Source organism: Actinoplanes subglobosus, assembly GCF_042650585.1.
GTDB lineage: Bacteria > Actinomycetota > Actinomycetes > Mycobacteriales > Micromonosporaceae > Actinoplanes > Actinoplanes subglobosus.
In genome coordinates, this window is sequence record NZ_JBHSBL010000019.1 from 628,053 (window position 1) to 640,595 (window position 12,543).

Here is a 12,543-nt window from a genome sequence, read left to right on the forward strand (position 1 = left end):
CCGGTGCCGACGCTCACCCTGCGCGGCGGCGAGCGTGTGACGGTGGTGGCGGCGCAGTGGCGCGACGCCTTTGCCGTCGTCACATGCGGCCGTGTCCAGCTGGAACTCCGCGACGGTGCGCCCGGGCCGGTCCTCGGGCGCGACGCCGGGTTCTGGCTGCGCGGCACCGGCGTCCGCGCCCTGCACAACCCCGGCCGCCGCACCGCCCGGATCCGCATCGCCACACCCCGACCTGAGAGGTACGCCATGAGCAGCACCACCTCACTCACCCCGTCCCGTCACAGCCACCGATTCCGGCGGCTCGCCGTCACCGGGCTGCTCGCCACCCTCGCGGCTGTGGTGGCCACCACCGTCGCCGCCGCGATCGCCCGGGCCGCCGGTGTCGAGTTCACGATCCCCGACGGGGGCGAGACGATCCCGCTGGCCGGCTTCGCCGTGGTGACCGGCTTCTTCTGCCTCGTGGGCGTCGCCATCGCCGCCGCGCTGCTGCGCTGGACTGCCCGCCCCGAACAGCGTTTCGTGTGGACGGCGGTGACACTGACGGTCGTCTCGCTGGTCCCGCCGCTGATCTCCGGCGCGGCCGCCACCACCGCCGCCACCCTCCTGCTCCTGCACCTGATCCCGGCAGCCGTGATGATCCCCACCCTGGCCCGGGCCCTCCGAACCAGCTGACCCCACTCCCCCCGCCGGCAGCTACGAAAGGCAGCGATGCTCGATCTCCGCCAGACGCAGCTCGCACAACCGGAAACGGCCCTCCTGACAGACCCGCACGAGGCCACCGTCAGCGAGAACCCGCAGGTGATGCGAAAGCGTCGAGCATCGTGTCGAGCCCGACGTCGTCCAGCGACGGGTGATCCCAGCCGCGGGGCCTCCGCAAACGCACCTGTGCCGTCATCGTGGCGCTCACCTCCGGACGGTGAGTCGCCCATGGCAACCGGATAGTTCCGCGCGGCCGCACCGGGCAGGGGTGCGACCGCGCGGGGCATGGCGGGATCAGAGCTGGGCGAGCAGCGCCAGCAGCAGGTTCAGGATCGCGGCGATGGTGCCCACGTTCGGGATCGGGTTGAGCAGGCCGGCGATCGCGCAGAGCAGATTGCCGAGCAGGTTGCCCGGCGCCGACACGGCGTTGAGCACCAGGTGGACCTGGTTGAGGTCGACAACCAGTCCGAGCAGGTCCAGGTGCAGCGGGCCGAGCGTGAGGTCCAGGATCCGGCAGGTGGCCTGGGCGACCGCGGCGGGCGTGGTGACGCTCTGGTCGACGTCGCCGACAGTGGTGCCGGCCGCGTCGGTCAAGGTACCGGTCAGGGTGCCGGTGGCCACCAGGCTGCCGTCCTGGTCTGCGAAGCCGGTGGGGGTGAACGTGCCGGCGAAGGCGCCGGTCCCTCCGCTCGCGTCGGTGAAGGTGCCGGTGACCGGTGTGCTGATCACCGCGGCCGGTGCCGGTGCCTGGGCTCGCGGGGCGGCCGCTGCCGCCCCGGCACCGGTCGTGGCCAGCCCCAGAGCCGCGAGCACCATGACGGCGATCATCGAGATACGTTGCCGGTGTGTCATCGTTTCTCCCTACGTTCCGCGTCTCTGCTGTCATCACCAGCCTCGATGTCCGGCGAGGCTTGCCCCAGTGAGTTCTGTCATCGGCCCGGGGTGAGCGCGGTCATGGTGAACCGCTGACAGAAGTCACGTTTCAGGCCAGCCAGCCCGCGTCCTCGGCCACCCGGACGGCCTCCAGCCGGTTGCGGGCGCCGGTCTTGCGCAGGATCACCGACATGTAGTTACGGACAGTCCCCGCGGTCAGATGCAGTGCGGCGGCCACCTCGGCCGACGGCACCCCCGAACCGGCGACACGAAGCACGTCGGCCTCCCGAGCCGACAACGGGCTGGGTCTGGCCGCGACCATGGCGACGGCCAGATGGGCGTCGATGACACGTTCGCCGCCCGCCACCCGCCGGATCGCCCGGATCAGCTCGCGGGGCGCGGCCTGGGTGCCGATCACCCCACGGGCGTGGACGTCCAGCGCGCGATGGAGTCGCGGCGGGGTGTTCGGGCCGGCGAGCACGAGAGTGGCGCAGCCGAGCCGCGCGAACAGGTCCGTGCCGTCGCCGGTGAGCAGCCCGAAGTTGACGAGCGCCACGTCCGGGGCCACGGCCCGGGCCATGCCGGGCGCCTCGGCGAGACACCCCAGTTCGGCGACGACGGTCAGGTCCTCCTCCTGGGACAGGGTGACGGCGAGGGCGCCGCGGAGCAGATTCATGGGTTCGACGAGCAGGATGCGGATCACGAAGGCCTCCCAGCCTGGAGCGGGGGAACGCCGACGTCCGGACTGCGGAGGCCGGCGCCGGACTGAAATCCGGGCCGCGTGATCAGCTGGGAGGACCGCTGTACCGGACGGAACGCCCGGCAGAACCCGCATCGGCGGGCGGAGGAAGGGTGGCTGCCGCGACATCCGGCCACCCCGACGAACTCACCACCATCGGGGGTACGGAACCCGAGTCGCGGTGATGCCCGGGGTCGGCACACTGGCCGCCGGGCCGTGGCGGCGAAACCGGGGACGATGGCGGTGTGGCCGGTGCCGGGCTCAGCATGCTCCCGGCCCGGTGCCCACTCTCGGCACGGTGTCCTCGGGACTGCTCGCTGCCGGCACAACGGCCGCGGGAGTGCACACTCCCAGGCAGGGCTGCCGGTTCCGCGGCGACCGTGATCCCGGGCAGCGGCCCCGTGGCACTCTGCACGACCGGCGGTGTCAGCCCGTGGGAGACCGCCGGCATCTCAGGGACGACAGACTCCATCTCCGGCAGGCCGGCGAAGGGCCTCGCCGACAGGATGCGCACGACGGCCGGCACGGTAGGCATCTCGGGCAGGGACGTCGCCAGTCCACGAAGATCGTCCTGGGTCGGGATCGTCGGTACCGCTCGCACGGTAACCTCCGGGACCGCAACCTTCAGCGCCGCCGCCTTGGACACCGCCACCGTCACGGCAACCTTGGGCACCGCTGCCTTCGGAGCAGCGACCTTCGGAACGGCCGGCTTCGGGGTCGATGTCGCCTTCGCCCCGACCCAGACGTTTCGCTCCCTGGACTTCGGTGCCACGGAGATCGGCTTCGGGGAAGCGGCCTTGCGAGGAGGAACGGCGCTGCGCACCGGCTTCGTGAACTCCGCGACGGGTTTCCGGGCGGTGTCGGCCAGTCGTCCGGCCGTCGCCGGCACACCCGGGTCCTTCAGTGGATCCGGCAGCACCCCGTCGGCCCGCGCCGCATGATCGAACGCGCTCAGCACGATGTAGGCACCGACGGCCAGGCCGATGATGAGCAGGAGCTGAGCGATGCGCCGCCCCGCCACCGCGGTCCCGCGCACACTCCACCTCCCACTCGGCGATTCCCGACCCATCGATGGTTGACTACCCATCCACCGGCGACCGACACCCGTCCGGGAGTGCCGTCCACAGGACCGGCCTTGGTACCGGCGGCCCTGTGGACCTACTGTGTCCCGGTGACTCTCGCCGACATCGCACCGCCCGTTCAGGATCCAGCGCCCACGTCGCCGTCACGAGGTCGCGGGCGTCAGTTGGTGGTCGGCGCCTCGATCGCCCTGCTGCTCGCGGCCGGCGGCATCATCGGCGCGACGTACTACTACGACAGCGTGGCCCTGCCGGAGAGCACCGTCACGTACCAGGTCGTGTCGGTGTCCGCTTTGTCGCCCCAGGTGGCGCAGGCTTTCGTCGCCGCCGTCGACCCGGGCTTCTACGAGTCGGGCGATTCGCTGATCACCCAGCGGTACGCGGTGATCGCGGCCGGCACCGGCGAGGAGTCCGACCTACGAACCCGGATCATGGCGAGGAAGGCCGAGTCCACCTACACCAAGGAGGAGATCCTCGACCGCTACCTCAACCGCGCCGACTTCGGCCGGGGAGCGGTCGGCCTGGTCGCCGCCGCCCAGACGTACTTCGGCAAGCCGGCCACGCAGCTGACCCTCGCCGAGGCGGCGCTGCTCGCGGTCCAGCTCGACCCCGACCACCCGGCCCAGCCGGCCGGCTGGGTGAAGATCCTGGACATCATGGTGGACCACGAGTGGCTGACCCCGGCCGAGCGAAGCTCACTCACCTACCCGGGCTGACACCCGTTACAGCCGATCTTGAGTACTTGACCACCCCGAACGGTGGTGAATCGGTCAAGATCCCGCACCGGGAAGCCGGCAAAGCCCAGGTGGCCACGGCCGGTCAGCCGTTGCGGAGCATCCGGTAACCGAGTGACGGGCTCACCCGCATGAGCGTGGGCAGCAGACGCGCCTTGCCGATGTAGATTTCCGGCGATCCGCGGCGTACCCCCTCGATCACCGCAGCAGCCGCCGTCGAGGCACTGATCTTGCCGCTGCCCCGCCCGCGGGTCATGTCGGTGTCGACCAGCGGCATCATCGCCTCGGCGATCCGGATGTGCGGGGCGGACTGTTCGCACTGGTAGCGAATGGCGCGCGTGAACGTCCGTACCCCTGCTTTGGTCGCGCAATAGACCGGTGCCGTGCGTTTCGGTGCCACCGCGAGCCCGGTGGTGATGTTGACGACGGCAGCCGAAGGTTGCTGCCGCAGGTGCGGCAGCAACCCGGCGCAGATCGCGACGACCGCGTCCAGGTTGACGGCGATCTCGCGGCGCAGTTCGGGCCGGACGGGCGGGTCGTCGGCGAGCAGGTCGGCGTGGACCTGCACGGCCGCGTTGTTGATCACGACGGAGAGTCCGGGATGCCGCCAGGTGACCTCGTCGGCGAACGTGTCGACGGCACCGGGGTCGGCGAGGTCGACGGCGTAGGGAGTGACCCGTTCGCTGTGCAGGCCGGCGAGCAGCTCCGGGTCGCGGCCGACGGCGATGACGCTCGCGCCGAGCCCGGTGAGCTGCTCGGTCAGGGCCCGGCCGATCCCCCGGGTGGCACCGGTGATCAGAACGGTCTGGTCTTGGATTCTCACGTTCGGCTCTCCACTGCGAAGGCGGCCCGGTACTGGCCGGGGGTCATGGCGGTGCGACGGCGGAACTCGCGGGTGAAATGCGGCTGATCGGCGTAACCGCAGGTGAAACCAATGACACCGAGTGGCAGCGGCCCGGCGCGCAGCATTTCGGCGGCGGCTTCGGCCCGGACTCCGGCGAGCATTCCGGTGAAGCCGCGTTCGTGCCGCAGCCGCCGTTGCAGGCTGCGGGCGGGCACTCCGACTCCGGCGGCCACGTCACGCAGCGTCCACCGCCGGGCCGGATCGTCGGCGAGCAGGTGCCGGGCCCGGGCCGCGAGGTCAGCGCCTCCGGGTCCGGCAAAAGGTCGTGACTCCACCCCTGACCAGCTGAAACACCACTGCGCGAGATCAGGCGGTGGCTCCCGGAAGTTCCCGTCGGCATACACCGTGTGACCACCGGCGGTCACGGTCAGCCCCCGAGCCCCGGCCGCTCCCATCAGACCGGTCAGAAGACCGAGGATCAGCGCGTCCTCACCCGGTTGCGGAGGTTCGCCGCGCGGTCCGACATGGTCGGCGCGCACAAGATCAACACCCATTTCCTGTACGGCCACCCGATGCCGTGAATGCGCAAAACGCTCCAATCGCGCCCATCGGTCGAGCAGATCAGCCGGCCCGGCAGCCGCATGCAGGGCCGCCAGCAGAGGATCGGAACGCTCCCGAAGCACCGCCGCCCCCGCACGCAGCAACACCAGCAGCCCATGCTCGGCAGCGACCCCGCCCAGCAGCTCCCGCTTGACCGCGAGCGGCACATGAGCGCCGCTGACGGCAGCCGCGCCAACGGCCACCCCGTCGTCGGCGAGCACCCGCCGCACCGCCGCGACCAGCACCCCGCTGGCGAAATCGTCTCCCACGCGGCAAACGTTAGGGCCAGGCGGCACCCGCGGTCTTGAACGATCGCGCCACCCCGGCGACGCCGCGATCAGGCGCGGGCGTGCGAGTTCCGGTCCACCACCCGGTTGCGGCCGTCGCGCTTGGCGGCGTACAGATTGCGGTCGGCCTCGCCGAGCAGTTCGGACGGCCGCACCGGGTGCCGGCCGTAGGCGACGCCGATGCTCACCGTCACCGGCAGGTCCCCGGTGAGCAGCTGCCACGGGTGCCGTTCGACGGCCGACCGCAGCGCCTCGACCCGGTCCAGCGCCGCCGCCCGGGACAGTCCGGCGATGACGACGAGGAACTCCTCACCACCGAGACGGGCGGTGAAGCCACCGGCCTCGCCGCCCTGTTCGGGCACCGACTGCGCGACCAGCCCGGCGAGCGCGATCAGCACCTGGTCCCCGATGTCGTGCGACCACGTGTCGTTGATTCGCTTGAAGTGGTCGGCGTCGACGATGGCGACGATCACCGGCCGCTCCTCGGTGCCCCCGGTGAGAAGCGACGGCAGGACGGTGTCGACGTACCGCCGGTTGCGCAGCCCGGTCAGCGGGTCGCGCAGGGACTGCTCGCGGAAACTCTCGGCGTCGCGGCGGGCCTCGGCGGTCTCGAAGGCCGCCTGCCGGATCCGGGCCTGCGCCTCCCGCTCCCGCGAGCTGAGCTCCTCACTGGCCTCGTGGTAGGCCCGGTACGCGCTGAACGCGGCCTGGAAGTCACCGAGCGTGGCACACAGCTCGGCCTGCTCCCGCAGCACGTTGGCGCGCACCCGGGCGAGAGCCGGCGACGACGCGAGCTCCCGGGCCCGGTCCAGGGTGGCCTGCGCCTCGTCGGTGGCGCCGGACTGGTGGTAGGCGGCGGCCAGGGTGAGGACCGCCTCGGCCTCGGACTCCGGGTACTCCGGGTCGAACTCGCAGGCCATCAGCTTCTTGGCGGTCAGCACGGCCTCCTGGGTACGGCCGACGGCGAGCTGGATGCGGGCGAGCGTGTCGAGCATCGGCGGGATCGGCTCACGCCCGTCGCCCTCCAGCAACGCGAGCAACCGGTTCATCACCGGCTCGGCCTGTTCGGCCCGGCCCGCGGAGAACAGGGCATAGGCCAGATCGTTCAGCACGTACGAACAGAAGAGGGTGTCCTCGGCGGTCAGCGCGACCTGCTCGGCCTCCTGGTAGCGCCGGATCGACGACTCGATCGATCGGGTCCGGAACAGTGACTCGGCCAGGGCCATCAGGTGCATCACCCGGATCCGTGGGCCGGCCGCACCCGGGAGCAGCTCGATACCCCGCAGCGCATGATCGAGCTGACCGGCGTAGTCACCCATGTTGGCCGCCACCCGTGACAGCAGCCGGTGGACCCGGGCCTGGAGCATCGGCAGGTCGTGCTCGGCCGCCCGGAACTCCACGGTCCGCAGGATCCGGGTCGCCTCCCCGGTCGTCTCGGTCTGCCGCAGCAGCGCGTCGGCGGCCAGTGCCTGACCACGCAGCTCCAGCTCGACATCCCCCGCGGCCCGGCCGGCCTCCTCCGCCTCGGCGGCGATCCGCAACGCGGCCGCCGGATCGATCACGAAGGACGCCTCCAGCTCGCGGATGGCCTCGGCCAGTCGGGTCGCGGTCCCGCTCGGTAGTCCATCCACGACAGTCGAGGGTAGTCGGCTTGTCGATCTGTGCAACGACCCGCGCGGGTCAGGGGCCGACATCGGCCAGCAGATGGGATGATCACGGGATGTCCCCGCCCGCGACCGTCGATCTGGCCCTGGTCGGCGGCGGCGGCGCGGCGTCGCTGGTGCTCGCCGCCCTCGACCGCCAAGACCTCTCCGGGGTACGGGTGGCGATCGTCGACCCGGTTCACAAGAGGGGCCAGGACCGCACCTGGGCGTTCTGGGGTACCCCGGGCTCGTTCCTGGACCCGCTGCTCAGTGCGAGCTGGGACGCCGTCGACGTGATCACGCCGGCCGGGCACCGGACCCTGCCACTGCACCCGCTGCGGTACGCGATGCTGCGGTCCGCTCCCCTGTACGAGCTGGCCGGGGCGGCCGAGCAGCGTCTCGGCGCGACCCGGATCACCGCGGCGGCGGCGCGACTGGACGACGACGGCTCGCACGTCACCGTGCGGAGTGCGGACGGTTCGCCGCTCGTTCGTGCCGGCTGGGTGCTCGACTCCCGGCCGCGGCCGCCGGCGCGTCCCGGCCGTACCGATTGGCTCCAGCATTTCCGGGGTTGGTGGCTGGAGGCCGACGGGCCGCTGTTCGATCCGCGGCGCGCGGTCCTAATGGACTTCCGGACCCCGCAACCGGCCCGCGGGGTGTCGTTCGGCTATGTCCTCCCGGTCAGTGACCGGTTCGCGCTGGTCGAGTACACCGAGTTCTCCCCCGCGGTGCTGTCCGGCGACGAGTACGACACGGCGTTGCGCGGCTATCTGCGCCTGCTGGGCATCGACGAGGCCACGGTGCGGGTGCGTGAGGTGGAGAACGGGGTGATCCCGATGACCGACGGCGTGTTCGAGGCGCGCCCGTCGCCCCGGGTGGTGCGCCTGGGCACCGCCGGCGGCGCGACGCGGCCGTCGACGGGTTTCACGTTCACCGCGATGGCCCGGCAGGCGGGGCGGATCGCGGCCGAGATCGCCGCGGGCCGTCCGCCGCTGCCCGGTCCGGCCTATCCGGCACGGCACCGCTGGATGGACGCGGTGCAGCTGCGGGCCCTGGATCGTGGCCTGACCGACGGTGTCGCGTTCTTCGGCCGGCTGTTCGACCGTAATCCCCCGGAGCGGGTGCTGCGTTTCCTCGACGGTGCCACCTCATGGCGGGAGGATCTGACCCTGATGGCGTCGAGCCCGCTGGTGCCGATGACACGGGCCGCCGCCGGTGACGCGGCCGCCCGGCTCAGGCGGCGAGGGCGTGGGCCGGGTAGTGGCCGGCCCGGCGACGCCCATAGGTCGTGAACGTGTCCGGGACGCCCGATAGGGTACGCCGGTGAAGTCACGGGGTTCCCTGGTAGCCGCCGGTGCGCTGGTCACGGTCCTGCTCGCGGCCGGAGTCTGGTTCGCGCCCCTGCCGTACCTGATCCAGCAGCCGGGCCCGACCGTCGACGTGCTGGGCTCCGAGGTGATCACGGTGACCGGAGCACCGACGTCGGTGTCGGCCGGGAAACTGCTGCTCACCACGGTGGAGGTCGGCGACGTCGACGCGGCCGGCGCGCTGCGGACCTGGCTCGACGACACGAACGCGCTGATCCCCCGCGAGGCGGTCTTCACCGACGGCCGCAGCGAGGAGCAGGTGATCGAGTCGAATCAGACGGCGTTCGAGGAGTCGGAGAACACGGCGATCACCACCGCGCTGGCCGAACTCGGCAACCCGGCCGGGGTCGTGGTGGGTGTCGACGTGAAGGAGATCGGCGGCCCGAGCGCCGGGCTCATGATCACGCTCGGCATCATCGACAAACTCACACCGGCCGACCTCACCGGCGGTCACCTGATCGCCGGCACCGGCGTGATCGGCCCGGACGGCGCGGTCGGCCCGATCGGCGGCATCACGCAGAAGCTGCACGGTGCCCGGGCCGCCGGGGCCACGTTCTTCCTGGTCCCGGCCGACAACTGCGCGGAGGCGCGACGCAGCCCGCCGTCCGGCCTGACCACGGTCCGGGTCGCCGCCCTCGACGACGCGCTGCTCGCGCTGCGGTCCATCGCCGCCGGAGCCGTTCCCGCCGCCTGCTGACCCGGTCAGCCCGCCGGAGTCAAGCCGGTGCCGCCGATCCGATAGTCGGTGGCCAGAACGTGCCGGTATAGGCATAGTGCGCAGGAACGATCTCACCGAGATTGGAGCTGCGTCACGGTGCGTTTCAGGGTGCTGGGCGACGTCGAGATGCACGTCGGCGGCCGGCCAGTGGACATCGGTCACGCCCGTCAGCGGTGTGTGCTGGCCATGTTGCTGCTGGAGGCGAACCGGCCGCTGCCGGCCGACGCCCTCATCGACCGCGTGTGGACGGACCGGCCGCCGCAGCGGGCCCGGCAGACCCTGTCCGGTTACCTGTCACGGCTCCGGCAGGTCCTCGCCCAGGTCGGCGACGTCCACATCACCCGCCGGTCCGGGGGCTACGTCCTCACCGTCGATCCGCACGACGTCGATCTCCACCGCTTCCGCCACCTGGTGGAGCAGGCCCGCGCCGCCGGCGACCCGCAGACCGCCGACGGCCTGTTCCGGCAGGCCCTCGGGCTGTGGCAGGGCGAGGCGTTCGCCGATCTGGACACACCCTGGCTGGCCACCGCCCGGCAGGCCCTCGACGGCGAGCGCCGGGCCGCCCAGCTGGAGCATTTCGAGCTGGCGCTGACCCGCGGCACGCACCGCGAGATCCTTCCCGCGCTGACCGCCGGTGCCGCCGCCCACCCGCTGGACGAGCGCCTCGCCGGTGTCCTCATGCTCGCGCTCTACCGCAGCGGCCGGTCGGCGGAGGCGCTGCATCATTACGCGACACTGCGCACCCGGCTCGCCGACGAACTGGGCACCGACCCGAGCCTGCCCGTCCAACGGCTGCACCGCCGCATCCTCGGCTCCGGCCTCGAAGCACCGGACATCCCGGCGCCCCACACCCCACGGCAGGTCGTGCCGCGGCAGCTGCCGACACCCGCGCGGCTGTTCGCCGGCCGGTCACGCGAGCTCGCCGCCCTCGACCGTCTGCTGTCGGCGGAGTCCACCACAACGGTGATCGCGACCGTGGTCGGCGCGGCGGGTGTCGGCAAGACGGCCCTGGCGGTGCGCTGGGCACATGCGGTGGCCGAACGCTTCCCCGACGGGCAGATCCACCTCGACCTGCGCGGCTTCGACCCCGGCGGCATCGCCGTCGCCACCGCCGAGGCGGTCCGCGGGTTCCTCGACGCGCTCGGTGTGCCGCCGGCCCGGATCCCGGCGAGCACCGACGCGCAGATCGGCCTGTTCCGCAGCGTCGTCGCGGACCGGCGCATGCTGGTGCTGCTGGACAACGCCCGCGACGTGGCGCAGGTGCGGCCGCTGCTGCCCGGCGCGCCCGGCTGTCTGGTGCTGGTGACCAGTCGCAACCAGCTCACCGGCTTGGTCGCCGCCGAGGGTGCGGTGCCGCTCCCGCTGGACCGGCTGCCCGCCGCGGAGGCCCGGCAACTGCTGGTCAAGCACCTCGGTGAGGACCGGGTGGCGGCCGAGGCGGGTGCCGTCGACGAGATCATCGGCCGCTGCGCGGGACTGCCGCTGGCGTTGTCGGTGGTCGCCGCCCGGGCCGCGACCCACCCGTCGTTCGCGTTGCGGGCCCTGAGCCGGGAACTCGCCGAGACCGGCTCCGGGCTCGACGCGCTCACCGCCGGGGACCCGCACAGTGACGTACGGGCGGCGCTGTCCTGGTCCTATCAGCGGCTGGACCCCGGCGGCGCCCGGCTCTTCAGCCTGCTCGGGCTGCATCCTGGTCCGGATGTGGCGGTCCCGGCCGTGGCCAGCCTGACCGGGTGGCCCGCCCCGGTGACCGCGTCGCGGCTGGCCGGGCTGGCCGACGTCAACATGGTCGGCGAACCGGTGCCCGCCCGGTATGCGCTGCACGACCTGTCCCGGCTGTACACCGCCGAACTCGCCCGCCTCGATCCGGGTTCGGCCGCCGACCGTGCGACCGCCCGGGACCGGATGATCGCGCACTACCTGCACACCGCGCACGCGGCGGCGATGTGTCTCGACCCGCAGCGCGACCCGATCCGGCTCGGCCCGCTCCCGGCCCGGGTGGTGACGAGCGGCTTCCCGGACCTCGAACTGGCCCGGTCGTGGATCGCGGGCGAGTATCCGGTGCTGCTCACCCTGATCGAGCACGCCGCCCGTACCGGCCTCGACGGCGACGCGTGGCGGCTGGCCTGGACGCTCACCGACTTCCTCAACCGCACCGGCCGCTGGAGCGACCAGGCCCGGGTCTTCGCCATCGCCGCGGACGCCGCCCATCGCACGGACGATCAGCCCGCCGAGGGGTACGCCCAGCGCATCCTCGCCCGCGCGCTGGCCCGGCTCGGCCGTCACGACGAGGCACACGCCCGTCTCCGTACCGCCCTGACACTCTTCGACGGGCTCGGTGACCCGGCCGGGCTGGCGCACACCCATCTCGGCGTGGCGTGGGTCCATGAGCAGCAGAGCGATCACCACCGGGCGTTACGGCACGACCGGCACGCCCTCGACGCGTTCCGGGTCGCCGGGCACCCGGTCGGTGAGGCGCGGGCGCTGAACAACATCGGCTGGCGGCTCAGCGAGTCCGGCGATCATCAGCGGGCGCTCGCGCACACCCGGGAGGCCCTGGCGCTCTGCCGCCGGACCGGTTCCCGCTACGACGAGGCGAACACCCTGGACACCATGGGGTACGTCCACGACCGGCTCGGCGAGCACCAGCGGGCGGCCGCCTACTTCCAGGAGGCGATCGGTGTCTTCCGGGAGGTCGGTCACCGCGACGGCGAGGCGAACGCCCTGATCAACCTGGGCGACACCCGCCGAACCGCCGGCGACCAGGCCGCGGCCCGCACCGCCTGGCAGGCGGCCCTGACCATCCTGACCGCCCTGGACCACCCCCGCGCCGACGCCGTCCGCACCCGGCTGTCTCAGTCCCCGTTCGACGGGTGAGCGGCTTGCATCGGCCGATGGTTGATCACCGGGCCCAGGCCGGCCGGCAACCGGGCCGCCGACGAGGAACAACGCACCGCTCT

The 12,543-nt window shown here is 72.4% G+C and carries 11 protein-coding genes; 6 read left to right on the forward strand and 5 right to left on the reverse strand.

Translation table 11 applies throughout. The features are described 5' to 3' along the window. The first annotated feature begins 3 nt into the window (after positions 1-3). Positions 4-672: a DUF6069 family protein gene (locus ACFO0C_RS28335; protein WP_378069744.1), complete on the forward strand. Its 669-nt coding sequence runs from the start codon at positions 4-6 to the stop codon at positions 670-672. Between the two features lie 321 nt (positions 673-993). Here ACFO0C_RS28335 and ACFO0C_RS28340 read toward each other — a convergent pair whose 3' ends face one another. Together ACFO0C_RS28340 and ACFO0C_RS28345 are read right to left on the reverse strand one after the other, a co-directional pair. Beyond that, the gene (locus ACFO0C_RS28340) at positions 994-1,551 is read right to left on the reverse strand and encodes a hypothetical protein (protein WP_378069745.1); all 558 of its coding nucleotides are present in this window, start codon (positions 1,549-1,551) and stop codon (positions 994-996) included. 130 nt (positions 1,552-1,681) lie between these two features. Next, positions 1,682-2,275 (reverse strand): LuxR C-terminal-related transcriptional regulator, encoded by a 594-nt coding sequence (locus ACFO0C_RS28345; protein WP_378069746.1) that lies wholly within the window; start codon positions 2,273-2,275, stop codon positions 1,682-1,684. Between the two features lie 674 nt (positions 2,276-2,949). Here ACFO0C_RS28345 and ACFO0C_RS28350 point away from each other — a divergent pair. Continuing rightward, positions 2,950-3,252: a hypothetical protein gene (locus tag ACFO0C_RS28350; protein WP_378069747.1), complete on the forward strand. Its 303-nt coding sequence runs from the start codon at positions 2,950-2,952 to the stop codon at positions 3,250-3,252. A 230-nt stretch (positions 3,253-3,482) separates the two neighbouring features. Further along, on the forward strand, positions 3,483-4,106 hold the full coding sequence (locus tag ACFO0C_RS28355; protein WP_378069748.1) for a transglycosylase domain-containing protein: 624 nt from the start codon (positions 3,483-3,485) through the stop codon (positions 4,104-4,106). A gap of 103 nt (positions 4,107-4,209) precedes the next feature. Here the strand turns inward: ACFO0C_RS28355 and ACFO0C_RS28360 are convergent, their stop codons facing one another. The 3 genes from ACFO0C_RS28360 to ACFO0C_RS28370 form a co-directional block, all read right to left on the reverse strand. After that, the gene (locus ACFO0C_RS28360; RefSeq protein ID WP_378069749.1) at positions 4,210-4,947 is read right to left on the reverse strand and encodes an SDR family oxidoreductase; all 738 of its coding nucleotides are present in this window, start codon (positions 4,945-4,947) and stop codon (positions 4,210-4,212) included. Next, entirely contained in the window at positions 4,944-5,837 is an 894-nt protein-coding gene (locus ACFO0C_RS28365) for a helix-turn-helix transcriptional regulator (RefSeq protein ID WP_378069750.1), read from the reverse strand. The genes ACFO0C_RS28360 and ACFO0C_RS28365 overlap by 4 nt, the downstream gene beginning before the upstream one ends. Positions 5,838-5,905: 68 nt before the next feature. Further along, complete coding sequence (locus ACFO0C_RS28370) at positions 5,906-7,486, reverse strand: tetratricopeptide repeat-containing diguanylate cyclase (RefSeq protein WP_378069751.1); 1,581 nt, start codon at positions 7,484-7,486, stop codon at positions 5,906-5,908. 89 nt (positions 7,487-7,575) lie between these two features. On the opposite strand from ACFO0C_RS28370, the gene ACFO0C_RS28375 reads away from it, so the two are divergent. From ACFO0C_RS28375 to ACFO0C_RS28385, 3 genes are all read left to right on the forward strand, one after another. Beyond that, positions 7,576-8,790, forward strand: coding sequence for a lycopene cyclase family protein (locus ACFO0C_RS28375; RefSeq protein WP_378069752.1), 1,215 nt, complete (start codon positions 7,576-7,578; stop codon positions 8,788-8,790). A 31-nt stretch (positions 8,791-8,821) separates the two neighbouring features. Next, positions 8,822-9,562, forward strand: coding sequence for a S16 family serine protease (locus ACFO0C_RS28380; RefSeq protein WP_378069753.1), 741 nt, complete (start codon positions 8,822-8,824; stop codon positions 9,560-9,562). A 117-nt stretch (positions 9,563-9,679) separates the two neighbouring features. Beyond that, complete coding sequence (locus ACFO0C_RS28385; RefSeq protein ID WP_378069754.1) at positions 9,680-12,460, forward strand: AfsR/SARP family transcriptional regulator; 2,781 nt, start codon at positions 9,680-9,682, stop codon at positions 12,458-12,460. The last annotated feature ends 83 nt before the right edge of the window (positions 12,461-12,543 follow it).

What these genes read in the sequence shown, in the direction of transcription:
- ACFO0C_RS28340 (WP_378069745.1), bottom strand. Translation starts at nt 1,551, where the DNA reads ATGACACACCGGCAACGTATCTCGATGATCGCCGTCATGGTGCTCGCG.
- ACFO0C_RS28375 (WP_378069752.1), top strand. Translation starts at nt 7,576, where the DNA reads ATGTCCCCGCCCGCGACCGTCGATCTGGCCCTGGTCGGCGGCGGCGGC.